The 23,383-nt window shown below is 63.3% G+C and carries 22 protein-coding genes; 10 read left to right on the plus strand and 12 right to left on the minus strand.

The window, feature by feature from the left end; genetic code table 11:
* Positions 1–8: 8 nt before the first annotated feature.
* Positions 9–389 (plus strand): tautomerase family protein, encoded by a 381-nt coding sequence (locus MB84_RS21115; protein ID WP_046289771.1) that lies wholly within the window; start codon positions 9–11, stop codon positions 387–389.
* A gap of 129 nt (positions 390–518) precedes the next feature.
* Here the strand turns inward: MB84_RS21115 and MB84_RS21120 are convergent, their stop codons facing one another.
* Both MB84_RS21120 and MB84_RS21125 read right to left on the minus strand, forming a co-directional pair.
* Positions 519–893, minus strand: coding sequence for a TFIIB-type zinc ribbon-containing protein (locus MB84_RS21120; RefSeq protein ID WP_046289772.1), 375 nt, complete (start codon positions 891–893; stop codon positions 519–521).
* 182 nt (positions 894–1,075) lie between these two features.
* Positions 1,076–1,846: a TerC family protein gene (locus MB84_RS21125; protein ID WP_046289773.1), complete on the minus strand. Its 771-nt coding sequence runs from the start codon at positions 1,844–1,846 to the stop codon at positions 1,076–1,078.
* Positions 1,847–2,030: 184 nt separating this feature from the next.
* Between MB84_RS21125 and MB84_RS21130 the strand changes: the two genes are divergently transcribed.
* Together MB84_RS21130 and MB84_RS21135 are read left to right on the plus strand one after the other, a co-directional pair.
* The gene (locus tag MB84_RS21130; protein WP_046289774.1) at positions 2,031–3,005 is read left to right on the plus strand and encodes a LysR family transcriptional regulator; all 975 of its coding nucleotides are present in this window, start codon (positions 2,031–2,033) and stop codon (positions 3,003–3,005) included.
* Entirely contained in the window at positions 2,992–4,062 is a 1,071-nt protein-coding gene (locus MB84_RS21135) for an AI-2E family transporter (protein WP_046289775.1), read from the plus strand. The genes MB84_RS21130 and MB84_RS21135 overlap by 14 nt, the downstream gene beginning before the upstream one ends.
* A 17-nt stretch (positions 4,063–4,079) precedes the next feature.
* On the opposite strand, the gene MB84_RS21140 is transcribed toward MB84_RS21135, so the two are convergent.
* A complete protein-coding gene (locus tag MB84_RS21140; protein WP_046293105.1) occupies positions 4,080–5,642 on the minus strand; it encodes a tetratricopeptide repeat protein in 1,563 nt (520 codons plus the stop codon).
* Positions 5,643–6,176: 534 nt separating this feature from the next.
* On the opposite strand from MB84_RS21140, the gene MB84_RS21145 reads away from it, so the two are divergent.
* Together MB84_RS21145 and MB84_RS21150 are read left to right on the plus strand one after the other, a co-directional pair.
* On the plus strand, positions 6,177–7,916 hold the full coding sequence (locus MB84_RS21145; RefSeq protein WP_046289776.1) for an ABC transporter permease: 1,740 nt from the start codon (positions 6,177–6,179) through the stop codon (positions 7,914–7,916).
* 10 nt (positions 7,917–7,926) lie between these two features.
* Positions 7,927–9,243: an ABC transporter ATP-binding protein gene (locus MB84_RS21150; protein ID WP_046289777.1), complete on the plus strand. Its 1,317-nt coding sequence runs from the start codon at positions 7,927–7,929 to the stop codon at positions 9,241–9,243.
* A 94-nt stretch (positions 9,244–9,337) separates the two neighbouring features.
* Here MB84_RS21150 and MB84_RS21155 read toward each other — a convergent pair whose 3' ends face one another.
* Positions 9,338–10,231 (minus strand): hypothetical protein, encoded by an 894-nt coding sequence (locus MB84_RS21155; RefSeq protein WP_157122806.1) that lies wholly within the window; start codon positions 10,229–10,231, stop codon positions 9,338–9,340.
* Positions 10,232–10,697: 466 nt separating this feature from the next.
* Between MB84_RS21155 and MB84_RS30040 the strand changes: the two genes are divergently transcribed.
* A complete protein-coding gene (locus MB84_RS30040; protein WP_157122807.1) occupies positions 10,698–10,841 on the plus strand; it encodes a hypothetical protein in 144 nt (47 codons plus the stop codon).
* Between the two features lie 97 nt (positions 10,842–10,938).
* Here the strand turns inward: MB84_RS30040 and MB84_RS21160 are convergent, their stop codons facing one another.
* Together MB84_RS21160 and kbl are read right to left on the minus strand one after the other, a co-directional pair.
* On the minus strand, positions 10,939–11,916 hold the full coding sequence (locus MB84_RS21160) for an NAD-dependent epimerase/dehydratase family protein (RefSeq protein ID WP_046289779.1): 978 nt from the start codon (positions 11,914–11,916) through the stop codon (positions 10,939–10,941).
* A 2-nt stretch (positions 11,917–11,918) separates the two neighbouring features.
* A complete protein-coding gene (gene kbl, locus MB84_RS21165) occupies positions 11,919–13,136 on the minus strand; it encodes a glycine C-acetyltransferase (RefSeq protein WP_046293106.1) in 1,218 nt (405 codons plus the stop codon).
* A 154-nt stretch (positions 13,137–13,290) separates the two neighbouring features.
* Here kbl and MB84_RS21170 point away from each other — a divergent pair, with 154 nt between their 5' ends.
* Positions 13,291–13,881 carry a helix-turn-helix domain-containing protein gene (locus tag MB84_RS21170; RefSeq protein ID WP_046289780.1) on the plus strand — a complete coding sequence of 197 codons (591 nt, stop codon included), beginning with the start codon at positions 13,291–13,293 and terminating at the stop codon, positions 13,879–13,881.
* Between the two features lie 240 nt (positions 13,882–14,121).
* Entirely contained in the window at positions 14,122–15,756 is a 1,635-nt protein-coding gene (locus MB84_RS21175) for a methyl-accepting chemotaxis protein (RefSeq protein ID WP_046289781.1), read from the plus strand.
* Between the two features lie 88 nt (positions 15,757–15,844).
* Here MB84_RS21175 and MB84_RS21180 read toward each other — a convergent pair whose 3' ends face one another.
* On the minus strand, positions 15,845–16,615 hold the full coding sequence (locus tag MB84_RS21180; RefSeq protein ID WP_084009912.1) for a TetR/AcrR family transcriptional regulator: 771 nt from the start codon (positions 16,613–16,615) through the stop codon (positions 15,845–15,847).
* Positions 16,616–16,861: 246 nt separating this feature from the next.
* Here MB84_RS21180 and MB84_RS21185 point away from each other — a divergent pair, with 246 nt between their 5' ends.
* On the plus strand, positions 16,862–18,148 hold the full coding sequence (locus MB84_RS21185; protein ID WP_046289783.1) for an MFS transporter: 1,287 nt from the start codon (positions 16,862–16,864) through the stop codon (positions 18,146–18,148).
* Between the two features lie 265 nt (positions 18,149–18,413).
* Positions 18,414–19,538, plus strand: a complete 1,125-nt coding sequence (locus MB84_RS21190) for an alkene reductase (protein WP_046289784.1) — start codon at positions 18,414–18,416, stop codon at positions 19,536–19,538.
* Between the two features lie 125 nt (positions 19,539–19,663).
* Here MB84_RS21190 and MB84_RS29130 read toward each other — a convergent pair whose 3' ends face one another.
* The 5 genes from MB84_RS29130 to MB84_RS21205 form a co-directional block, all read right to left on the minus strand.
* Positions 19,664–19,783 carry a type II toxin-antitoxin system PemK/MazF family toxin gene (locus MB84_RS29130; protein ID WP_425415874.1) on the minus strand — a complete coding sequence of 40 codons (120 nt, stop codon included), beginning with the start codon at positions 19,781–19,783 and terminating at the stop codon, positions 19,664–19,666.
* Entirely contained in the window at positions 19,771–19,923 is a 153-nt protein-coding gene (locus MB84_RS30045; protein WP_157122808.1) for a hypothetical protein, read from the minus strand. Before MB84_RS30045 ends, MB84_RS29130 begins: the two co-directional genes overlap by 13 nt.
* A gap of 132 nt (positions 19,924–20,055) precedes the next feature.
* On the minus strand, positions 20,056–21,291 hold the full coding sequence (locus MB84_RS21195) for a mechanosensitive ion channel family protein (RefSeq protein WP_046289785.1): 1,236 nt from the start codon (positions 21,289–21,291) through the stop codon (positions 20,056–20,058).
* Positions 21,292–21,526: 235 nt separating this feature from the next.
* Positions 21,527–22,726 carry an osmoprotectant ABC transporter ATP-binding protein OsmV gene (locus MB84_RS21200; protein WP_046289786.1) on the minus strand — a complete coding sequence of 400 codons (1,200 nt, stop codon included), beginning with the start codon at positions 22,724–22,726 and terminating at the stop codon, positions 21,527–21,529.
* Positions 22,723–23,370 carry an ABC transporter permease gene (locus MB84_RS21205; protein ID WP_046289787.1) on the minus strand — a complete coding sequence of 216 codons (648 nt, stop codon included), beginning with the start codon at positions 23,368–23,370 and terminating at the stop codon, positions 22,723–22,725. Before MB84_RS21205 ends, MB84_RS21200 begins: the two co-directional genes overlap by 4 nt.
* Between the last annotated feature and the right edge of the window lie 13 nt (positions 23,371–23,383).

Consider the following 23,383-nt stretch of genomic DNA (forward strand, 5'->3'; position numbering starts at 1 on the left):
AACTCACGATGCCACTCGCTCACATTTCAATGCGTACGGGAAAGACCGAGGCTTACAGACAAGCCATATTCGATGGCGTTTATCGCGCGCTGCGGGAAACCTTCACGGTTCCCGAAGACGGCCAGTTCATGGCGTTGACCGAGCATGACGCAGCGAACTTCCGCTACGGGGCGACTTATCTCGACGTGGCGCGAAGCGACGACCTCGTGTTCATCCAGATCACTGCAAACAACACCCGCACGAAGGAACAAAAGAAGGCGCTGTTCCGGCGGATTGCCGAGCTGCTCAGCGAGAATCCCGGCATCCGCCCCGAGGACGTATTCGTGAATCTCGTCGAAGTCGAGAAAGAAAACTGGTCGCTGGGACTGGGCCTCTCGCAGTACGCGTGAGGCTGGCGGATCGGCGCACAACCCAATATGCCGTCGTCCACGTAGCGGAATGAAAGCCCGGCGGTCCGCTTCGGGCCGCCGGGTTCTTCTCTAAGATCAACTTCGCTTTCGAGCCGCCCCGCGCGTCGGTCAATCGAAGTCGAACATCTCGAACAACGACTTCTTCTTGCGCGAACGGTCGTAGTGGCGACGGCGGTCGTCGTGGCCATGATGGGTGTTGCGGTGTCTGTCGTCGTCATCGCGCATGTCATTATCGTCACGATATTCACGGGACGCCCGATGCTCACGTGCGTCGTACCCGCCGTGTCCAAATCCACCCCGCCCGCCGTGGCCGCCTTGCACGGCTTGCGCAGACGCCGCGGGGGTCCCGTCCGTGCGCTCGATCAGCTTGTCCAACTCGCCACGATCGAGCCACACGCCACGACACTTCGGGCAGTAATCGATCTCCACCCCCTGACGCTCGGTCATCAACATATCCGGGACACCGCATACAGGACACTTCATCGCTTCGCTCCGTTACGTAAAGGACAACGTCCTCAATGTATCGAGCGCATCGCAACGAAAAAACCTGTATTTCCATTCATTCAAGTTCGAAAAAACCGAACGCTCAACCCGTCCGCGTAAACAAAAAAGCGGTGCCGACTTTCACCGGCACCGCCTTTGTTCACCTCTCGGTGACGTATCGATTAGTGCAGCACGCGCGCTTTCTGCGCGTCACGTCGCGCCTTGGCACGACGCGTCATCATGTTCAGCCCTTCGACGAAGGCCGAGAACGCCATGGCCGCGTAGATATAACCCTTCGGGATGTGCGACCCGAAGCCCTCGGCGATCAGCGTCATGCCAATCACCAGCAGGAAGCCCAGCGCCAGCATGACCACCGTCGGATTCGCCGCGATGAAGCGCGAGAGCGGACCGGCCATGAACAGCATCGCCGTCACGGCTGCGATCACCGCGATGAACATGATCGGGATGTGCTCGGTCATGCCCACTGCCGTCACAATGCTGTCGATGGAGAACACCAGGTCCAGCACCAGAATCTGCATCACGGCCGCGCGTGCGGTGATCGTCGCCAGCGTGCCCGACGCGTCGCCGTTCGCTTCGTCTTCGGTTCCCGTCGCCACGTGGTGATGCATCTCCTTCGTCGCCTTCCACACTAGGAAGAGACCACCGGCGATCAGGATCAGATCACGCCACGAGAAGCCGTGGTCGAACAATTCGAAGAGCGGTGTCGTCAGTTTGGCGATCCAGGCCACCGTGCCGAGCAACGCCAACCGCATGACCAGCGCCAATCCGATACCCATGCGCTGCGTGCGTGCGCGCATCGCCAGCGGCAATTTGTTCGTCAGGATCGAGATGAAGATCAGGTTGTCGATGCCGAGCACGACCTCCATGACCACCAGCGTGACAAGCGCCGCCCACACCGCCGGGTCGACCGCCAAAGCAAGTAGATAGTCCATATGTGCGCCAGAGTTTCCGTATGGTTATCGGGACCACCGTCGCCATCCGGCACCGGTCATCCCCTTTCGTCTCCCGCACACAACGTAGGGTGCGGGCTCAGGACAGCATCATCGTCGAACTCACGCTTCGTAAAAACCAGCTATATACTTCAGTTGAGTTCGGTTTTTCCGAAGTTTTATCACTATGTTGAACTACCGCCATCTTTACTACTTCTGGGTGGTCGTCAAGGAAGGTGGCTTTGCCAGAGCCGCCGACCGCCTCGACATGGCCGTCCAGACCATCAGCGCGCAGGTCCGTGAGCTGGAAAGGTCGCTGGGTCACCAGTTACTCAAACCGGCCGGACGCGGCGTCGCCATGACCGAACCCGGACAGGCCGCTTTCCGACGCGCCGAGGAAATCTTCCGTCTCGGGCAGTCGATTCCCGACGAAGTCCGCGCAGCCGCAAGCGGCCGTGTGGCACGCCTCGCCGTCGGTCTCGCCGACGGCATCTCGAAACTCGCGGCCCACGCCATTCTCGCACCGGTGCTCGACACCCCATCGCTGCGACTCGTATGCCACGAAGGCGAGCACGAACAGTTGCTCGCCGAACTCGCCCTGCACGAGCTCGATCTGGTGCTTGCCAGCCAGCCCGCGCCGTACAACCCGACCTTGCGGCTTGCGAGCGAGCGTCTGGTGGAGTCGCCTGTCGACTGGTACGGACCGGCATCGCGCGTGCGCAACGTCTCGCGCGACACGTTCCCACAATGCCTTGCGTCCCTGCCCGTATTATTGCCGACGGGACACTCGGCCCTGCGCGCCCGCCTCGACCAGTGGTTCGAGACACAGGGCATTCGTCCGAACATTGTGGGCGAATTTGAAGACAGCGCGCTGATGGCGGTGTTCGCCACGCGCGGCATGGGTGTGTTCCCGCTGAGCGAAGCCGGGGCCGGCGACGTCTCGCTGCTGCGCGGTCTGCGCTGGCTGGGCCGTCCGGACGACGTCCACGAGGACATTCACGCGATCCGCTCGCGACGCGGCGAAGGCCACCCGCTCGTCACCCGCATCGTCGAGGGTATGCGAGTCACCACGAACGGGGTGCCGTCCGGTTCTGATATAAGAAGGACTGACGCGCCATCCGGGCCGTCGTCATCTGTAAGGAAACCTCATGTCGAGTCGTAGCGACCAGCGCAAGTTCTTCCACCTCATGCTGTTCGTCGTGACGATCGTGTTCGGGTGGATTCTGTTTCCGCTGTTCGGCGCAGTGTTCTGGGGGACGATTCTCGCCGTGCTGTTCCAGCCGGTGCAGCGCCGCATTCTGGTTCGTATGCGCGCACGCCCCAATCTCGCCGCCCTCACCACGCTCGCGCTGATTCTGCTCATCGTGATTCTGCCGCTCACGCTCGTCGTGGGCATGCTCACGCAGGAAATCAGCACGGCGCTCGTACGCTTTCGCACCGATCTGCCGCAACTGACGGTGTCCTTCCAGCAATTGCTCGATCGCCTGCCCGCCAGCGTTCACCGGATCATGGATCTGGCCGGTGTGCAGGACGTCAACGCCATTCAGCAAAAACTGGGCGACGGGGCCGCACAGATCGGGCGTCTGGTTGCGGTGTACCTCGTGAGCATTGGGCAGAACACCGCGCAGTTGCTGATGAGCTTCGGCGTGATGCTCTATTTGCTGTTCTTCCTGCTGCGCGACGGGACAGCGCTCGGCGCGATGATTCGACGCGCCCTGCCGCTCGACGAGCGTCACAAGGGGCAGTTGATCCGGCAATTCACCACCGTGGTCCGCGCGACGGTCAAAGGCAACATCGCGGTAGCGGTGGCGCAAGGCGCGCTCGGCGGCTTCATCTTCGCCGTGCTCGGCATTCAGGGCTACGTGCTGGCGGCCGTGGTGATGGCCTTTCTGTCGCTGCTTCCGGCCGTGGGCGCTGCCGTGGTGTGGGTGCCCGTGGGCATCTGGCTGCTGCTCGCCGGGCATATCTGGAAGGCGGTGATCCTGTTCGCGTTCTGCGGCACCATCGTCAGCCTGGTCGATAACGTGCTGCGCCCGATCCTCGTGGGCAAGGACACCAAGCTGCCCGACTGGGTCGTGCTGATCTCCACGCTCGGCGGCATGTCGCTCTTCGGCCTGACGGGTTTCGTGATCGGGCCGCTCATCGCCGCGCTTTTCATCGCGAGCTGGAACATCTACACGCGTCTGCGCGATGACGATGAGGCGGTCGATGCAGGCTGATGGGAATCAGCGCTGCATTACTGCTGCAGGATACCTTCGACGTCCGTCGCGACTTGTGCCATCAGGCCGTCCCAGTCCCCGCGCGACGGCTGCCGGTACAACGAAACCGACGGATACCAGTCGCTGTCGCGCCGTGTCAGTTGCCAGCGCCAGTCCGGCGTGTAGTTCAGCAGTACCCACACCGGTTTGCCCAGCGCACCGGCCAGATGCACCACCGCCGTGTCGGCGGCAATCACCAGATCCATTTGCGCGATGACGGCCGCCGTCTCCGCGAAGTCGCTGAGCTTCGCGCCGATGTCGTGCACGTTGCCGTGCGCGCTTCGGTAGCTCGCGAGTTCGGCGTGCTCCTCATCCGTGGCGTCGACCTGTAACGAATAGAATTGGGCGTTCGTGGCAAACAGCGGGGCCCAGTGCTTCAGTGCGATGTCCCGATGCGGCGGGAACGCACGCGTGCGCCACACAAATCCAACACGCACTGCCCCTTCCGGCTTTGCCCCGAGGGCGGAACGCCAGACCATCTCGCGTCCGGCGCTGGAGCGCAGATAGGGCGTATGCACCGCCACATCTCCCGCGACCTTGAGCAGATGCGGCAGGCTAAGCAGCGGCAATTGCCAGTCGAACGACGGCACGGGCATGTGCTCGCCGAGCACTGTCACGCCGCGCGCGAAGCCGCCCAGCAGCGTGACCAGCGGTGCCTGCACGGAGAGCACCACCGTCGCCCCCATCGCCACCAGACGCGGCACGAAGCGCACGAACTGCAACGTGTCGCCGAAGCCCTGCTCGCTGTAGACGAACACCGTCTTACCCGCGAGCGGCGCTTTGCCGTCCCACAAACGATCGTTGAAACGTCGCTTTTGGCCACCGTCCTGCCAGCGCCATTCGTAGTCGTGCCAGCCGTGCTCGAAGTCGCCCAGCAGCAAATTGGTTTGCGCCCGGTTGGTCCGCGCGCCCGCGTGATCCGGCGACAGCTTGACGGCATCGCGCAGGCATTGGAGCGCATCGGCGAAGGCATGCTGCTCGCGCAGCGCCACGCCCAGATTCACCAGCGGGTCCGGCTGCTGCGGCGCAATGGCATTGGCGAGCCGGTAGGCAGCGATCTCTTCGTCGAAGCGACCCAGCGCACCGAGCGCTCGACCGCGGTTGAAATGCGCCTGCCACAGTGCAGGCGCTTTGGCCGAGGTACGTTCGAACCAGACGAGCGCACGCGCGTTGTCGCCCGCCTGCGCCCACGTCAGACCGACCGTGTGCATCGTGCCGATGACGTCGGGCGATTGCTGTACCGTCGCTTCGAACAGCGCTTCGGCGCGCATCGGACGCCCGGCCTGCAGGCTGGCCATCGCAGCGTCAAACGTCGCTTGCGCCCCCGGACGCGGCACGAGCGCGAGCAGACGGTCGAAGGCATCGGCCGCGCCCTCGAAAGCGCCTGTGCGCAACGAGACATAGGCGAGCCCTTCGAGCGCGGGAAGAAATTCGGGGGATTGTTTCAGAACTTGTCGTAACTCGGCGATCGCCTCGTCGAGCCAGCCGGCGGCACTGAGTTGTCGTGCACGCTCGCAACGCGCGTCTAATGGCGTCGTCATGCGGCGCATCCTTGCTTGTCTTGGAATGGGAGGGAGAGGGGCCGGCAAGCCATACGAACGCCGCAAGCGGGGAAACCGCCCGCAGCGACTGGCGCCGTGGCCCGAGCAAGCGGTGCACACTACACGACCGCACGGCGCGAAGCAAGCCGCGCGGATTGGTCCGCACAACCTCTCATAAGTTCACAACTTAAACGTAACCAATTGTCGCGATCTGCCTTGTGCGACCGGGTTCGGGCAGCAGCATGCGCCGTCGAACAAAACGCCTTTGAAAGCGCATTTTTTAGAAGCGCAAAAGTGCCGCCTCCAATCGGTATCGACTGACGAAACCCAGACTTCCCGCAGTGCAGCATAAATACCACAGTCGCCTGTCGGCGACGACGTTTGCCAACGTATGACGCCCGCTTTAACATCTTTTTACGGGGCGATCTGGTAGCATCCGCTGCCGTCCCTGCACACGCGCAACGTCGCTGCCGTGCTGCACTACGACGCTTCAGCCCTGTTGTCCGTCCGAACCCTCCTCCGAACGAGGTCCTGATGACGCGCGTAGCCCGTCCGTTCATCCCCGCCACCGCGCGACGCCTGCTGCCCAACCGCTGGGATTTCATCGCTTTCCCGATCATCATCGGCTTTCTGATGGTCAGCTCGTCGGGCATCCGACAGACCTGGGCCCCGCTGGCCGATCTGCATACCGAAGTCATCTCGCTGGACCCGACCAATCTGCCCGAGTACGCACTACGCACCACCTTGCGTATGCTCGCGGCGATGATCGCTTCGCTGATCTTCACGCTGGTCTATGGCACGCTCGCGGCCAAGAGCCGCCGCGCGGAAAAGCTGCTGGTGCCGATGCTCGACATTCTTCAGTCGGTGCCGGTGCTGGGCTATATCTCATTTACCGTCACTTTCTTCCTCGCCCTGTTCCCGGGACGCGTGCTTGGCGCCGAATGCGCCGCCATCTTCGCGATCTTCACGAGTCAGGCGTGGAACATGACATTCTCGTTCTACCAGTCGATGCGTACCCAGCCGCGCGATCTGTCCGAAGTCGCAGTCAATCTGCGTCTTTCGCCGTGGCAGCGCTTCTGGAAGCTCGATGTCCCCTATTCCATGCCGGGCCTCATCTGGAACATGATGATGAGCATGTCGGGCGGATGGTTCTTCGTGGTGGCGTCCGAGGCGATCACCGTGGGCGACAAGACGGTCACGCTGCCGGGCATCGGGGCGTATCTCGCCACCGCCATCCTCCAGCGCGATCTGGGTGCAGTCGGCTGGGTGATTCTGGCGATGGTCGTGGTCATCGTCATTTACGACCAGTTCCTGTTCCGCCCGATGGTCGCCTGGTCGGACAAGTTCCGCCTGGAAGACACGGTCTCGCAGGCCGCGCCCGAATCGTGGGTGCTTAACGTCATTCAACGCACGCGCGCCATTCAGTTGCTGCTGCGTCCGCTGGGCAAGCTGCTGCGCACCATCGCCCGCATGCGTATGCCGATCTCGCTGCCCGCCGCGATCCACTCGGAGTCGAAGTCGTCGCTCTCGCGCGTGATCGACTGGCTGTGGGCCGCGCTGCTCGTGGTGCTCGGTGTGTTCGCCGCGTGGAAGATCGTCACGTTCGTGCTGAGCGAAGTCGGCGGCCCGGAGATTCTGCGCGTGTTCGGCCTCGGCCTGATCACACTGGTGCGCGTCGTCGTGCTCATCGCGATTGCGTCGGTGGTCTGGGTGCCGCTGGGGGTGCTGATCGGACTGCGTCCGAAGCTCGCCGAGCGCATTCAGCCGCTCGCCCAGTTCCTCGCGGCGTTCCCGGCCAACCTGCTGTTCCCGATCTTCGTGGTGCTGATCGTCCACTTCCATCTGAATGCGGACATCTGGCTCTCGCCGCTGATCGTGCTGGGCACGCAGTGGTACATCCTGTTCAACGTCATCGCCGGTGCGACCGCGTTCCCGAACGACTTCAAGGAAGCCGCCACCAACTTCCGCATTCGCGGCTGGCAGTGGTGGCGTCAGGTCATGCTGCCAGGCATCTTCCCCTATTACGTGACGGGGGCGATCACGGCGTCGGGCGGCGCGTGGAACGCGTCCATCGTGTCGGAATACGTGCAGTGGGGCGACGACAAGGTCGCCGCGCACGGTCTGGGCGCCTACATCGCACAAACGACGGCCGCCGGCGACTATCCGCGCATTCTGCTCGGTATCGCGGTCATGGCGCTGTTCGTCGTGCTGTTCAACCGTTTGCTGTGGCGTCCGATGTACGCCATCGCTGAAAACAAGCTTCGTCTGAATTGAAGGGACCGTGATGCCGAACGATACTCAAACGATGTCCGGAAAAGAGATCTTCTCGCTCGCCAACGTCAGTCGCGGCTTCCGCAAGGGCAGTGACGAGCGTCAGGTCCTCGACGGCGTGAACCTGCAACTGCATGAAGGCGAGATCGTCGGCCTGCTGGGCCGCTCCGGCTCGGGCAAATCGACGCTGCTGCGCATCATCGCGGGCCTGATTCAGCCCAGCTCGGGTGACATCCGCTACATGGGCGAACCGCTCGAGAGCCCGCCGGAAGGCGTGGCAATGGTGTTCCAGACCTTCGCGCTGTTCCCGTGGCTCACCGTGCTGCAAAACGTGGAAGCCGGACTGGAAGCGCTCGGCGTCGAGCCGAAGGAGCGCCGCAAGCGCGCGCTGGCCGCCATCGACCTGATCGGTCTGGACGGCTTCGAGAATGCCTATCCGCGCGAACTGTCCGGCGGCATGCGCCAGCGCGTGGGATTCGCCCGGGCACTGGTCGTCAACCCCACGCTCCTGCTCATGGACGAGCCGTTCTCCGCGCTCGACGTGCTCACGGCCGAAACGCTGCGCACCGACCTGCTCGATTTGTGGAGCCAGCGTCAGTTGCCGATCAAGTCGATCCTGATCGTCACGCACAACATCGAGGAAGCCGTGTTCATGTGCGACCGGATTCTGGTGCTGTCGTCGAATCCGGGCCGCGTGGTCGCCGAGATCAAGGTGCCGTTCCCGCATCGCCGCAACCGCCTCGATCCCGCCTTCCGCAAGATGGTGGACGACATCTACGCGCTGATGACCTCGCGTCGTAACGCGCACACCACGCAGAAGATGCCGCTGGAGCTCTCCAGCCCGCTGCACGAAGTGTCGACCAACCTGATGGCCGGTCTGCTCGAGGCGCTGGCGGTGCCGCCGTACAACGGACGTGCCGACTTGCCCGATATCGCGCAGACGCTGTTGTTGGAGGTCGACGATCTCTTCCCCGTCGCCGAAATTCTCGATCAGCTGGGCTTTGCCGAACTCAAGGAAGGCGACATTCTGCTCACGGCCGCAGGCAAGCGATTCGTGGACGTCAGCACGCAGGAGCGTAAGGTGCTGTTCGCCGAACACCTGCTGCGCCACGTGCCGCTCGCCGCAAAGATTCGTGCGGTGTTGCAGGAGCGTCGCGGACAGCGCGCGCCGCGCGTGCGTTTCGAGCAGGAGCTGGAAGACTCGATGTCGGACGATCTCGCGCAGGAAACGCTCGACACCGCGATCAACTGGGGCCGTTACGCCGAGATCTTCTCGTACAACGACCACACGGAAACGTTCAGTCTTGAGGACGTGGAAGGCGCGACCTGAGTACCGCCAGCCCTGAAAACACAACGCCGCGCGAGTCCCACTGACTGCGCGGCGTTGCTGTTTCCACGGTCGCTGTCGTGAGCGCTAGTTCGCCTCAGAATGCGTAGCCTGCGCCGATCATCCACGTCTGGTTGATCGTCTTCGAATCGGGCTCATAGGCATTCACGCCGGGGCTGACTTGCGTGACGCTGGAACGTCCGTACTGGAAGCGCGACCACTCGTAGCTCGCATTCACGTGGAAGTTGCGCGCCACCGCGTAATCCAGTCCGAAGCCCGCTACCACGACCGGCTTGTTGCCGAGATTGAAGGTGTTCTGCGAGCCAGCGAGTGTCATCGACGAGCCGACCATCGCACCGGCGCGAATATCTGCCGTCGCCACGAGCTTCGGCGTCAGTTCGAGTTGCCCCATGATGCCGCCCCCGACCACGTGATGACGATAGCGCTCGTAGAACCCGTAAGGATCGCGGCTACTGTCGCGAATCCAGTCTCGATAGCTGTAGCCGACGTACGGAATCACCTGCGCATTCCACGTCCCGAGATGGAACGGGACGGCCTTACCGGCTTTGAGCGTGACGTCCGTTGCCGTCGAGCGCGTGGTCATTCCGTAATTCGGCTGGATCACGCGACCGGCGACGTCCTGTAAGTAACCGCCATAGTTCACGTTGCCGTGCGCCACCCGCACCTGAGCGCCGAAGTACAGATTGGAGATGCCGAACAACTGCCGCTGGGTAGACGCCGTCAACGCAAAGGCTGCGGTCGTGCCGCTCTCGGAGTCGCTCTTGCCGGGGGCGATCGTTTCCCAGTAGTTCAGGCGCTGGGCACCGACACCGACCCAGACCTGATTGTTGGCGCGCAGCATGGCTTCCTGCGCATGGACGCTCACCGCGAAAAGACTGGCGAGGCCAGCAGCGGTAACGACGAATGCAGTGCGTCCGAAGACGCGACCGCCAAGGCCGCAAACGATGGTGCGGCGCGTGTTCGACGTCATGGCACGACCCTCCCCAGGCGTGATCGCAACGACGATTTGGAAGCGGCCATCGGCGTGGCCACCGTTTTCAGGCATTGTTTCAGCGCACCTCGTGGGGCGCAAGCGGGGAAATGTGGATTCTTTGCGTACCTCGATTTTCGAGAGATACGTTCGTCGAGCCAATGCCTCGGCACTGGCAGGCGGGACCCCGGCCAGCAGGCCGTGGCGATTGACGATCAAGGCGGGGAAAGGCACGAAACCGACGCGGGCGTCCGCTTTCGAGGTCTTCGTCGAAACGAATCGTCCGATGGGAGACCGTGTCAAAAAGGCCACACCTATCGGTATAGATACTGATTAGCGGTCGTTTTTGTGCGGTCGCATAATCGACTCAGAACCTGCGTGTCGTGTGCCGGGGGGCGCATGGACAAGGGCTGGAGCAGGTTCTCTTTGCGGCGAAGACCGTGTACCAGATACGAGAAGGTGCAATATGAGCTACTACCACTCCAAAGAAGAAGGCCGCGCACGCGCTATCAGCTTCACCCCCGCCTACCGCTGGCGCCGTCGCATGTTCGCCGTGACCTGTGCGGTGCTTGCCGCGCTCGCTTACTACGCGGTGCATCACCCGAAGTAAGCCGAAGTCAGTCGAAGTAAGCGTCACGGCATCGCAACGTCACGGCAGGGCGTAGCGCCGTTTCTCGCACGCCCCGTCCCGTCGGCTCCTCACTCGCTCAGGCCGCGTTTCCCAACGCGGGCGCGTGCCAGTCGAGCGGCACGTTGGCGAGCATGTCGTCCACCATGGCGTCCAGATCGAAGGCAGGCTTCCAGCCCCAGTCGTAGCGGGCATGCGTGTCGTCGAGCGTGTGCGGCCACGTCTCGGCGATCGCCTGACGGAAGTCCGGCGCGTACTTCACCGTGAACCCCGGCACGCGGCGCGCAATCGCAGCCGCAAGCGTCTTCGGGTCGAAACTCACCCCGGCCACGTTGTACGACGAACGCACGCGCAGGCGCGAGGCGTCGGCGTTCATCAACTCCAGTGTGGCGCGCACGGCATCCGGCATATGGATCATCGGCAGCGTAGCGTCTTCCTTCAGGAAGCACGTGTAGGCCTCGCCACGGCGGGCCGCCTGGAAAATGTCGATGGCGTAATCGGTCGTGCCGCCGCCGGGCGGCGTCTTGAAGCTGATCACGCCCGGATAGCGCAGACTGCGTACGTCCACCCCGAACTTCGTGAAGTAGTACTCGCACAGCCGCTCGCCCGCCTGCTTGCTGATGCCGTACATCGTGGTCGGGTCCATGATGGCGAGCTGCGGGGTTTCCACAGCCGGTGTGTGCGGCCCGAACGCCGCAATCGACGACGGCCAGAACACGCGCAGGCTCCTCCCGTTGCTCTGATGCTCACGTGCGAGTTCGAGCACGTTGAGCAGGCCGTTCATGTTGAGCGTCCAGGCTTGCAGCGGACGGGTTTCGCCCGTGGCCGAGAGCAGCGCCGCCAGATGGAAGATCTGAGTGATGCCGAAGCGCTCGACCAGCGCGGCCAGACGCGCCGCGTCGAGTACGTCGAGCGTTTCGTAATGCACCGGATGACGCGACGGCCCCGGGGCGATGTCGGTGGCAACGACATTCTCGTTGCCATACTGCGCGGCCAGCGCTTCGACGAGTTCGCTGCCGATCTGCCCGTTGGCGCCGATGATGAGAATTCGTTCCATGATCAACCTTGCTTGAGAATGCCGAGTTCGTTACCGGCCTGAGCGAACGCCGCCAGCGCACGGGTGAGGTGTTCGCGGGTATGCGCCGCCGAAAGCTGCACGCGCACACGCGCCTGACCTTGCGGCACCACCGGGTAGAAGAAGCCCGTGGCGATCACGCCCAGTTCGTACAGCCGCTGCGCGAAATGCTGGGCGAGCGTGGCGTCGAACAGCATCACGGGGACGATCGGATGCGTGCCCGGCTTGATCGTGAAGCCCAGCGCAGCGACTTCCTGACGGAAAAAGGCCGTGTTCGCATGGAGTTGTTCGCGGCGCGACGACGAGTGTTCGAGTTCGTCGAAGACCGCCAGCGACGTGCCGACGATGGCCGGTGCGAGGCTATTGGAAAACAGATACGGGCGCGAGCGCTGACGCAGCGTCTCGATCACTTCGCGACGCCCCGCCGTGAAGCCCCCCATCGCCCCACCGAGCGCCTTGCCCAGCGTGCCGGTGATGATGTCGATCTTGCCCAGCACGCCATGATGCTCGTGCGTGCCGCGTCCCGTCGGCCCCATGAAGCCGGACGCGTGACACTCGTCGATCATGATGAGCGCGCCGTACTGCTCGGCCAGCGCCACGATGCGGTCGAGTTGCGCAATCGTGCCGTCCATCGAAAACACACCGTCCGTGACGATGATGCGGTGACGCGCCCCGGCAGCCGCCTGCAACTGGCGCTCCAGGTCGTCCATGTCGTTGTGCGCGTAGCGCAGACGCTGCGCCTTGCAAAGCCGCACGCCGTCGATGATAGAGGCGTGGTTCAGGGCATCGGAGATGATGGCGTCCTGCTCGTCGAAGAGCGGCTCGAACACGCCGCCGTTGGCGTCGAACGCCGCAGCGTAGAGGATCGCGTCTTCCGTGCCGAGGAACGCGGCGATGCGGGCTTCGAGTTCCTTATGCGGGCCTTGCGTGCCGCAAATGAAGCGCACCGACGACAGTCCGAAGCCGAAGTCTTCCAGCGCTTTTTGCCCCGCCTTGACCAGCGATTCGCTGCCCGAGAGTCCCAGATAGTTGTTGGCGCACAGGTTGATGCGCGTCTGACCGTCGTCGCACATGACCTCCGGCCCCTGCCGCGACATGAGCACGCGTTCCTGCTTGAAAAGCCCCTGACGGCGCGTGTCTTCGAGTCGTTCGGTCAGTTGACGGTAGAAGCCCTCGCGGGCTTCCGGGGTTTGTGCGGTCATCGTGCGCATCTCCTATGCGTTCAGCGGTTTCAGCGGTGCAGGGCGAACGCGCTCTGCTACCATGCAGCCATCACGGCATCCAACTTATCGGAAACTATACTTTATATTGAACTAGTTTCAATATATTGAAACATTCTAATATCCCGGAATTCATATGGCAAGTACTCCCGCAGCCTCTGCGGCGCCTCCGATCGCCCCGCCGCCCGTGGGCGACATGATTCAGCAGTTGCGCAAGGAACGTGGCATGACGCTGGAGACGCTCTCGCGCGCGTCCGGCGTCTCCAAGTCGATGCTCTCCCAGATCGAGCGCGACAAGGCCAATCCGACCATCGCCGTGGCCTGGCGGCTCGCCAACGCGCTGGGTGTGCGTCTCGACCAGTTGCTGGGTGCGCCGTCCGGCGACCCGGAGCCGGTGCGCATCTTCGGCAAGCATGAGACGCCGACGCTCGCGGGCGCAGAGCAGGCCTATCAGCTGAAGATCCTCGGGCCGATGGAACTGGCGGGCAAATTCGAGTGGTACGAACTGACGCTGCAACCCGGCGCGGCGCTCGTCTCCGAGCCGCACGATCCGGGCACGCGCGAGCACTTCACCGTGTTCGACGGGCAGGTCGACATCGAGGTCGAACACGTCGCGCGCCGCGCCAAACCGGGCGAGACGGCCCGTTACCCCGCCGACCGCGCCCACGCGATTCGCAACGTCGGCAAATCGGTCGCGCGTGGCCTGATGGTCGTCATCCACGGCTGACACGGCTGACACCGCTCATCTCCGCTCTTCGCCGTTCGCTGCAAGGGTTGGCAAGCGTTCGCGTGCCCCCGCAAAGCTCAAGTCCTTCCCGGGACTGCCGTTAGCACACGTTCGGTCCGCACCTTCTTGCGAGGGTGCCGACAACCGGTCGACAATCGGACTGCACGGACGGGAAACCCCCGACACGTACAGCCACCGCATGTGCAACACCAAAGCGGAATCAGTGGGGATGACGAAGTAATGCAGCGATTAAGTCTGAAAGCGAAGTTGTGGTCTGCCGTCGCGTTGATGTGGGTCAGCTTGCTGGCGATGGCGATCTGGGGCGCATGGGCGCAGCGCGACACCATGCTGGCCGAGCGCCGGGCGGGACTGACCCACGTGGTCGATGCCGGGCTGAGTCTGGCCAAGCACTACGCCGCGCGCGCCGAGCGCGGCGAAATGAGCGTCGCGGACGCGCAAAAGGCCGCCCGCGAGCAAATCGGCGCGATCCGCTACGACGGCGAAAACTATTTCGGTATCTTGAACTCGCAGCGCGTGATCGTGCTGAACGCGGTCAATCCGAAGCTCGAAGGCAAAGATATGAGCCAGTTCCGAGATCCTTCGGGCAAGCTCATGTTTTCGGACATCGTCGCTGCCGCACGCACTAACGACCCGTTCGTCTCCTATCTCTGGCCCAAGCCCGGCTCGGACAAGCCCGTCGAAAAGATCAGCCGCGTGGGCGTGTACCAGCCCTGGGACTGGTATCTGACGACCGGCGTCTACGTCGACGACATCAATGCCGCCTTCGTCGGCGCGCTGCTGCGCTGGGGGGCTATGCTCGCCGTCATCGGTCTTGCGGTGTCGGGCGTCATGCTGCTCATCATCCGTAACGTTCAGCAAAGTCTTGGCGGCGAACCGGAGTACGCGGCCGATATCGCCACGCGCATTGCCGACGGCGATCTGCTCACGCAAGTCCGCCTGCGTCAGGGCGACAGTGCCAGCCTGCTCCATGCGATGCAGCGCATGCAGGGCAATCTTCAGCAGATGATCGGACGCATTCGCGGCGGCACCAGCGCCATCACGCTTGCCGCGCGCGAGATCGCCGAAGGCAACACGGACCTGTCGGCGCGTACGGAGCAGCAGGCGGCCGCGCTGGAGGAGACGGCGTCGTCGATGGAGCAACTGACGTCGACCGTGCGTCAGAACGCCGACAATGCGCGTCAGGCGAGTCAGCTTGCGGAGAACGCGTCCGCCATCGCGGTGCGCGGCGGACAGGTCGTGGATCGCGTGGTGGCTACGATGGAAGGCATCTCGCAAAGCTCGGGCAAGGTGGTCGACATCATCGGTGTGATCGACGGCATCGCCTTCCAGACGAACATTCTTGCGCTGAACGCAGCGGTGGAAGCCGCACGAGCTGGCGAGCAAGGACGTGGCTTCGCCGTCGTCGCTGGCGAGGTGCGCACGCTGGCCCAGCGCAGCGCCGCCGCCGCGAAGGAAATCAAGGAACTGATCGAGTCCTCGAATGGCCGCGTGCAGGACGGCTCGGTGCTCGTGGCGCAGGCAGGCCAGACGATGCACGACGTCGTGCAGGCGGTGCGACGCGTCACCGACATCATGGGCGAGATCTCGGCGGCGTCGGAAGAACAGAGTCACGGCATCGAGCAAGTCGGCCGTGCCGTGACGCAGATGGATGAAGTCACACAGCAGAACGCCGCACTCGTGGAACAGGCGGCCGCAGCGGCGGCGTCCATGGAAGATCAGGCGCGTGCGCTCGATCAGGCGGTTGCCGCTTTCCGCATGAGTGGGAGCACGAACGGTGCAGCGACGTCGGAAGGGATGAATGCGCCGATGACACGCGGCACCGCTGCAGTGGCGATGCAGCGCCTGGCGGCCTGAGGTCGGCGGCATTGTGACGACGGTCGTCGCGTGTCGGCGACCGCCGTCCGCTGCTCGCCGTCGTTTCCATTGACGTTGGCCACCGTGGTCAGGCGGCGCCAAGCGCGCCTGCCATGCCCGCGTCGATGATCTGACGCGCCACCGTCGGCAAGATACGTAGCGGTGCCGAGCCCGGCCCAAAGGTCTGACTGGCGGCATACGCGCCTTCGAGAATCAGCGACAGCGCATCGACCAGCGGTGCCGGTTCGGCGAGCCCGGCCGCCGTCACCAGCGCGGTGAAACGCTTCACCACTTCCGCCTTGTAATTCACGACCGAATGACGCGCCGCGTGGTCCGGATCGGGAAATTCCGCCGCCACATTGACGAACGGGCACCCGCGATAGCCGGGACGGCTCGCCCGCTGCGCCAGATCCACGAAAATCTGCAAAATCTGCGCACGCGGCTCGCCCGGGCGCTTCGCGATGCTCTCGTCGATGCGCGCAAGACTCGCCGTCTGCATATGGTCGAGATACGCCAGAATCAGATCGTCCTTCGACGCAAACTGGCGATACAGGCTCATCTTGTTGACGCCCGCGCGCTTGACGACGGCGTCAACGCCCACGGCGCGCACCCCCTCCGAATGGAACAACTCGACGGCCGCGTCGAGCAGATGCTGCTGCGCAATCGGCGCAGGCGTGACGTGCCGCCCCGGCTTGGCCGCACGAGACGCAGCACTGCGGCGGCGGGTCGCCGCCGGGGCCGCATTGGACGGCGCGCTTACGCGCTCGCCCGCCGCTTCGGCACCCGCTGTCACCGCGTCTGCCCCACCGGTCGGCGAGACAACGTCGACGGGTACGGAAGATGTTGACGATTTGGCCATGATCCGGCGCTCCCTGAACTATGGTTTGCCATTGACGCGAGCGTTGCAAAAGCCCTGCCGTCAAAAAGGAATACTTGACATGTTACCGATCGGTTCATAACATGGCAACCTCATGTTACCGCTCAGTCACAAGTCTATCGATGAACGTAGACCGTGCGGTTCCCGCAAACGTTCCCGGTTCGGTCTTTATAACCGTCTGATCCCCCTTGAAACGGACCAGACCGAATCACAGCAAGGATCTCCGTCATGAAGGCTGCACTTGCAAGGCGCATCGATGGACGCTTCCACTACGGGTGGATCGTCGTCGGCGTGATTTTCCTGGTCCTGCTCGCTTCGGCGGGCATTCGCGCGACGCCCAGCGTCATGATGGTGCCGCTCGAACACGACTTCGGCTGGAGCCGCGCCACGATTTCGCTGGCGATCTCCGTCAACCTGGCCTTGTACGGGCTGACCGGCCCGTTCGCGGCGGCCGCCATGCAACGGTTCGGCATCCGTCCCACGGTGATGGTCGCGCTACTGCTGCTCGCGTCGGGCACGGCGCTCTCGTCGCTGATGACCGCACCGTGGCAGATGGTGCTGATCTGGGGCGTGATGGTGGGCGGCGGCACCGGCGTCGCAGCCGTGACGCTCGCCGCCACGGTCTCGAACCGCTGGTTCCACACGCATCGTGGTCTGGCGATGGGCATTCTCACGGCAAGCTCGGCGACCGGACAGATGGTGTTTCTGCCGATCATGGCCGCGATCACGGAAAACTACGGCTGGCGTCCGGTGGTACTGATCGTGGCAGCGGTGGCCGCGATCGTTCTGCCGCTGGTCGCGATCCTTGTCCCGGAACGTCCGGGGTCGGTCGGCCTGCGTCCAGTCGGCGCACCGGAAGACGCCCCCGACGTGCAACTCGCGCACGGCAATCCGCTCACGGCGGCGCTCTCGGCACTGCGCATGGCCGCCGGCAAGCGCGACTTCTGGCTGCTGTTCTTCAGCTTCTTCATCTGCGGCGCGAGCACGAACGGCTACATCGGCACGCACTTCATCGCGATGTGCGGCGACTATGGCATCTCAGAAGTGAAGGGCGCGGGCATTCTGGCGGCGATGGGCATTCTCGATCTTATCGGCACCACGGCGTCGGGCTGGCTCTCCGACCGCTACAACAGCCGTGTGCTGCTGTTCTGGTACTACGGATTGCGTGGGCTGTCGCTGATTTATCTGCCTTATGCTTTCGGTTTCGACTTCTTCGGCATTCCGCTCTTCGCGCTGTTCTACGGTCTGGACTGGATCGCGACGGTGCCGCCTACGGTGCGTCTGACGACCGACGTGTTCGGCAAGACGATGGCCCCGATCGTGTTCGGCTGGATCGTGGCAGGCCATCAGCTTGGCGCTGCGACGGCAGCCCTGGTCGCCGGTTCGCTGCGTGCAACGCTCGGCAATTACACGATGGCGTCGATGCTCTCGGGCGGCGTGTGCATCATCGGCGCATTCATGGTGTTGCGAATCGCCCCGCATGCGCCGAAGCGTCCGGTGGGCGCGAAAGCCTGAATCGGTTGATTTCGGCACGTTTCGGTACGTTTAGGCCTGTTAGTCGCGAAATTTACGACGAATCGATCAAAAACCCGCCTGCATCGAAACACCACGACAACTCGCCGCGTCTCCCTGTTTTGGTGCAGGCAGACCGGCGAGTTTTTTCATGGCGGCACGTTGGCCGTTGCGACGATTGCGTCCTCAGCAAGGCCAGAAAAATTGACGTAACCTGTACGAGTTTTGTGCAGCACAGCAAACTCCCACTTTCACAGGACCTTCAGCAATGACGGACTCGCAACACACCCCACTCGCCGCGCTCGATACCGACCTGTTCTCGTCGTACAAGCTCGGACCGCTCGAACTGAGCAACCGCATCGTCATGGCCCCGCTTACGCGCAGCCGCGCCGGCCAGGGCGACGTGCCCGGCCCGATGGTCGCCGAGTACTACGCGCAGCGTGCATCGGCCGGGCTCATCATCAGTGAAGCCACCAACATCTCGCAGCAAGGCAAGGGCTACGCCTTTACGCCGGGCATTTACACCGACGAACAGGTTGCCGGCTGGAAGCAGGTCACGGACGCGCTGCACGCCAAGGGCGGCAAGATCTTCTGCCAGCTCTGGCACGTCGGCCGCATCTCGCACCCGTCGCTACAACCTGCGGGCGCGCTGCCAGTCGCTCCGTCGGCGATTCAACCGGCCGGTCAGGCGTTCACGGAGCATGGCTTCGAGCCGCATCCGGTCCCGCGCGCACTGGAGACGTCCGAGATCCCGGGCATCGTCGAACAGTATCGTCATGCGGCCGAGTGCGCGAAGCGCGCCGGTTTCGATGGCGTGGAAATTCATGCGGCGAACGGTTATCTGCTCGACCAGTTCATGCGCGACAAGACGAACCATCGCACGGACCAGTACGGCGGCAGCATCGAGAACCGCGTACGCATCGTGCTGGAAGTCACGCAGGCAGTTGTCGACGTCTGGGGTGCCGATCGCGTAGGCATTCGCCTCTCGCCGATCAGCCCGGCGAACGATTGCGGCGACAGCAACCCGGAGCCGGTCTTCACGTACGCCGTCGAGCAACTCAATCGTTTCGGCCTTGTGTATCTGCACGTCGTCGAAGGCGCGACGGGTGGCCCGCGCGAAGTGGAAGGCGGCTTCGATCTTCAGAAGCTGCACCGCCTCTTCACGGGCACGTTCATGGCGAACAACGGCTATGACCTCGCACTGGCGCTCAAGGCCCGCAAGGAAAACCTCGCCGATCTGATCGCCTTCGGCAAACCGTTCATCGCGAACCCGGATCTGGTCGAACGCCTCAAGCGCGGCGGCCCGTTTAACGCCCTGGATCGCGACACGCTTTATGGTGGCGATGCACGGGGTTATGTCGACTATCCGACGTTGGACGAGTCGGCGGTTTGAGGTGGAATTTAGGGTGTAGGAGAACAGCGGCGCTGTGCTGATGCACCCGTAATCAGATCGGAAGGGGCTCCCAGCGGAGCCCTTTTTTCATTTGCGCCAACTAGACTCGCATCGACAGGATCAATCTACCGCTTATGCATCGCCGACGGAGACAAGACAACGCATGGTCGCGTCTTCTTGATTTCTGCCCCGATCGCGGGATCGAAGGAGGCGACCCAGACCTCACCGCGCTTCACCACGTCCACGCCTCCTCGTCGTCATCAACGTCGTCGTGCACGCTGTCCCATAACGCCCTGTCCTCTTCGCTATCAAAATTCCAAAGCTGGATGTTCATCAGATCGCTAGGGATATCGGCAATCTGATAAACCGTTTCCTGCTTTTCCATCTCACACTCCGAATCATTACCCCGTCATCCCTCTTGCGTGAATTCCTGGATATCGTCGCAGCGCGACACATCGAAGTAAACAGATGCCAAAGCTTTCCGGAATTTTCCTGAAGCCCTGGGACGGCAATGCGATCAGGCGTCGCGCTGCCCCCAGCGCATCAAATCCGCACCGGCGGGGTTCTGGTACATGCGCAAGCCGAACTCGGGAAGGATAGCCAGCAGATGGTCGAAAACGTCGCCCTGCACGCGCTCGTACTCCGCCCACACGATCGTGTTCGTGAAGCAGTACAGCTCGATCGGGATGCCCGTTGCCGACGGCTCGAGCGAGCGCACCATGCACGTCATGCCGTCGTGAATGTGCGGATGTGCCTTCAAATAGGCCAGCGCATACGCTCGGAATGTGCCGATGTTCGTCAGACGCCGCGTGTTCGCCAGCACACCCGCCGCAACACCGAGCGCTGCATTGGCATCCGCTATCGAACGCTGTTTCTCCGACAGATAGTCGCCCAGCAAATGTAGCTTCGACAAACGCCCGATCTCGTCCGCATCCAGAAATCCGACACTGCCGGCATCGATGCACAGCGTACGTTTGATGCGTCGCCCGCCGGCCTGCTGCATGCCGCGCCAGTTACGGAAGCTCTCCGAAATCAGACGCCACGTCGGAATCGTCGTGATCGTTTTGTCCCAGTTCTGCACCTTCACCGTATGCAACGCGATATCCACCACGTCGCCATCGGCCCCGACCTGCGGCATCTCGATCCAGTCACCCACGCGCAGCATGTCGTTCGACGTGAGTTGCACGCTTGCGACGAACGACATGATCGTGTCCTTGAACACCAGCAACAGCACCGCCGACATCGCGCCCAGGCCGGAGAGCAGGAGCCACGGCGAACGGTCGACGATCGTCGCGACGATGCCAATCGACGCCACCACGTAAAGCGCGATCTTGCCGAGCTGGACATACCCCTTGATCGAGCGCGTGCGCGCGTGCTCCGACATCGCGTAGACGGTCTGCGCGGCGTCGAGAATGCCCGCGATCGCGAGCGTGGCGTAGAGCAGCGTCGTGGCGAGGGCCACATTGCCGATGACGATCACCGCCTTCGCCGGTAGATCCGGCACCCACCCGATGCCGAACTGAATCACGAGGTACGGCAAAATGCGCGCCGCCCGGTGGAAGACGCGATGCGCGAGCAACGCATCGTCCCAGCGATTCGCCGTTCTCTGCACCACGAGGCGTACGACGCGCACGATCACGAACTGCGCCACCCCCTGCACCAGCGCGGCCGCCGCAATCAGCATCGCCAACGATCCGGCCATGCGCGCCCACGGCGCATTGTCGAACCACGCTATCACTGCTTCCCACGTCATCCTGCAACTCCTTGTCTTGCTGTTTTCTTTGCTTGTTCGATGGTGCCGTTTGCCGATTTGTCGGCATCGCCCTCGCCTTGCGCGAAACACGCAACCGGCAAACGCAAAAATGACGGCCGCTTGGGCCGTCATCCTTGGATGCATCAGGCGGCGGTCGTTCCCGTGCGCCACCGAAACTCATGCGCTATCACCCTTATTCAGGAACATTCAGCGACATCGCACCGCGCGCAGCGCGCTACACCGACGCGCCGAACGGCACGCTTGCCACCACATTGGGCGCGCCCGGCAGCGACGGCGTAATGATCGTGCCGCCACCGTTGCCACGCGTCTTGCCCGAACTCAGATAGTCGGCGATGGAGTCCTGCGTGACCTCGCCGAGATACTGATTGTCGTCGCCCAGCACCGGCAGGGATGCCAGATTGTGTTCGTACATGCGCGAGAGCAGCACCCGCAGGTTGTCGCCGGCCACCGCCGACGCCTTGAAGTCCCGCACACGCTCGCCACACGTGCCCTGTGCGTGTCGCGTATCCCGACGCGCAATGTAACCCAATGCACGCGCGCTCTCGTCGACCACCACCAGCGAACGCGTATCGAGTTCGTCCATCATGCCGTAGGCTTCGGCGAGCGTCGTCTGCGGCTTGACGGTCGGTTGCGGCGTAGCGGCGTCTTCGGCGCGCACGAGCAACAGGCGCTTGAGAATTCGGTCATGTCCCACGAAGCTTGCGACGAATTCGTCGACCGGTCGCGCCAGCAGCGCATCCGGCTGCGCGTACTGCACGAGACGCCCCTGACGGAAGATCGCAATGCGGTCCGCCAGCTTGATCGCCTCGTCGATATCGTGGCTGACCATGATGACGGTCTTGCCCAACTGACGCTGCATTTGCAGAAACTCGTTCTGGATCGATTCGCGATTGATCGGATCGACCGCGCCGAACGGTTCGTCCATCAGCAGCACGGGCGGATCTGCCGCCAGCGCCCGGATCACACCGATACGTTGCTGCTGGCCACCCGAGAGTTCGCGCGGATAGCGCGACAGGTAGCGCTTCGGATCGAGCGCGACCATGGCCATCAGTTCGGTGGCCCGCTCGCGGCAGCGCTTCTTGTCCCATCCGAGCAGCCGCGGCACCACGGTAATGTTCTCCTCGATGGTCATGTTCGGGAACAGACCGATCTGCTGGATGACGTAGCCGATGTGGCGGCGCAGTTCGATTTCGTTGATCTTGCCGGTGTCTTCGCCGTTGAGCAGGATGTGCCCGGAGGTCGGCTTGATGAGCCGGTTGATCATCTTGAGCGTGGTCGTCTTGCCGCAGCCCGATGGGCCGAGGAAGACGCAGATTTCGCCCGGCGGCACTTCGAGGCTGACCGAGTTCACGGCGGTCACACGCGTACCGTCCTTCTGGACGAAGCTTTTGGTGAGGTTGTGGAGTTTGATCATACGGTTCGGATTCCTTTCGGTGTCAGCACGCGCTGCAGGCGGTGCAACAGGGTGTCGGCGACGATGGCAAGCAAACTCACCATGACCGCACCCACGACAAGCTGCCGGGTATCGCTCTGGCTGATGCCCTGGGTGATCAACACCCCGAGACCGCCGGCCCCGACGATGGCGCCAATGGCCATCACGCCAATATTCATCACGACGGCAGTGCGCACGCCACCCAGCACCACCGGCACGGCCAGCGGCAGTTCGACCAGGCGCAGACGCTGCCAGAACGTCATACCGATGCCGATCCCCGCTTCCCGAATGCTAGGATCGATCTGACGCAGCGCGAGGCTGGTGTTGCGCATGATCGGCAGCAGCGAATACAGGAAGACGGCGGCCACCGCCGGCGCAGGGCCGATCCCCATGCCGTAGACGGACAATGCGGGGATCATCACGCCGAACAGGGCAATCGACGGGATCGTGAGCACGACCGTCGCCAGACCCAGCACGGCGCCGGACAGCCAGCGAAATCGCGTGACCAGCACGCCGAGTGGCACGCCGACCACAATGGCTGCGCCCACCGAGGCGGCCACCAGCCACGCATGCTGACCGGTCAGGGTCAGAATGCGGTGCCAGTTGTGCGTCAAAAATTCAATCATGGGACTCCTTAAT

The organism is Pandoraea oxalativorans (assembly GCF_000972785.3).
Lineage (GTDB): Bacteria > Pseudomonadota > Gammaproteobacteria > Burkholderiales > Burkholderiaceae > Pandoraea > Pandoraea oxalativorans.

Bases quoted from the DNA above. Each gene is read 5' to 3' on its own strand.
- MB84_RS21180 (WP_084009912.1), bottom strand. From the start codon at position 16,615: ATGGCCAAATCGTCAACATCTTCCGTACCCGTCGACGTTGTCTCGCCG.
- MB84_RS21170 (WP_046289780.1), top strand. From the start codon at position 13,291: ATGGCAAGTACTCCCGCAGCCTCTGCGGCGCCTCCGATCGCCCCGCCG.
- MB84_RS21160 (WP_046289779.1), bottom strand. From the start codon at position 11,916: ATGGAACGAATTCTCATCATCGGCGCCAACGGGCAGATCGGCAGCGAA.
- MB84_RS21175 (WP_046289781.1), top strand. From the start codon at position 14,122: ATGCAGCGATTAAGTCTGAAAGCGAAGTTGTGGTCTGCCGTCGCGTTG.
- MB84_RS21155 (WP_157122806.1), bottom strand. From the start codon at position 10,231: ATGACGTCGAACACGCGCCGCACCATCGTTTGCGGCCTTGGCGGTCGC.
- MB84_RS30040 (WP_157122807.1), top strand. From the start codon at position 10,698: ATGAGCTACTACCACTCCAAAGAAGAAGGCCGCGCACGCGCTATCAGC.
- MB84_RS21150 (WP_046289777.1), top strand. From the start codon at position 7,927: ATGCCGAACGATACTCAAACGATGTCCGGAAAAGAGATCTTCTCGCTC.
- kbl (WP_046293106.1), bottom strand. From the start codon at position 13,136: ATGACCGCACAAACCCCGGAAGCCCGCGAGGGCTTCTACCGTCAACTG.
- MB84_RS30045 (WP_157122808.1), bottom strand. From the start codon at position 19,923: ATGGAAAAGCAGGAAACGGTTTATCAGATTGCCGATATCCCTAGCGAT.
- MB84_RS21140 (WP_046293105.1), bottom strand. From the start codon at position 5,642: ATGACGACGCCATTAGACGCGCGTTGCGAGCGTGCACGACAACTCAGT.
- MB84_RS21185 (WP_046289783.1), top strand. From the start codon at position 16,862: ATGAAGGCTGCACTTGCAAGGCGCATCGATGGACGCTTCCACTACGGG.
- MB84_RS21130 (WP_046289774.1), top strand. From the start codon at position 2,031: ATGTTGAACTACCGCCATCTTTACTACTTCTGGGTGGTCGTCAAGGAA.
- MB84_RS21115 (WP_046289771.1), top strand. From the start codon at position 9: ATGCCACTCGCTCACATTTCAATGCGTACGGGAAAGACCGAGGCTTAC.
- MB84_RS21205 (WP_046289787.1), bottom strand. From the start codon at position 23,370: ATGATTGAATTTTTGACGCACAACTGGCACCGCATTCTGACCCTGACC.
- MB84_RS21135 (WP_046289775.1), top strand. From the start codon at position 2,992: ATGTCGAGTCGTAGCGACCAGCGCAAGTTCTTCCACCTCATGCTGTTC.
- MB84_RS21145 (WP_046289776.1), top strand. From the start codon at position 6,177: ATGACGCGCGTAGCCCGTCCGTTCATCCCCGCCACCGCGCGACGCCTG.
- MB84_RS21195 (WP_046289785.1), bottom strand. From the start codon at position 21,291: ATGACGTGGGAAGCAGTGATAGCGTGGTTCGACAATGCGCCGTGGGCG.
- MB84_RS21200 (WP_046289786.1), bottom strand. From the start codon at position 22,726: ATGATCAAACTCCACAACCTCACCAAAAGCTTCGTCCAGAAGGACGGT.
- MB84_RS21120 (WP_046289772.1), bottom strand. From the start codon at position 893: ATGAAGTGTCCTGTATGCGGTGTCCCGGATATGTTGATGACCGAGCGT.
- MB84_RS21190 (WP_046289784.1), top strand. From the start codon at position 18,414: ATGACGGACTCGCAACACACCCCACTCGCCGCGCTCGATACCGACCTG.
- MB84_RS21125 (WP_046289773.1), bottom strand. From the start codon at position 1,846: ATGGACTATCTACTTGCTTTGGCGGTCGACCCGGCGGTGTGGGCGGCG.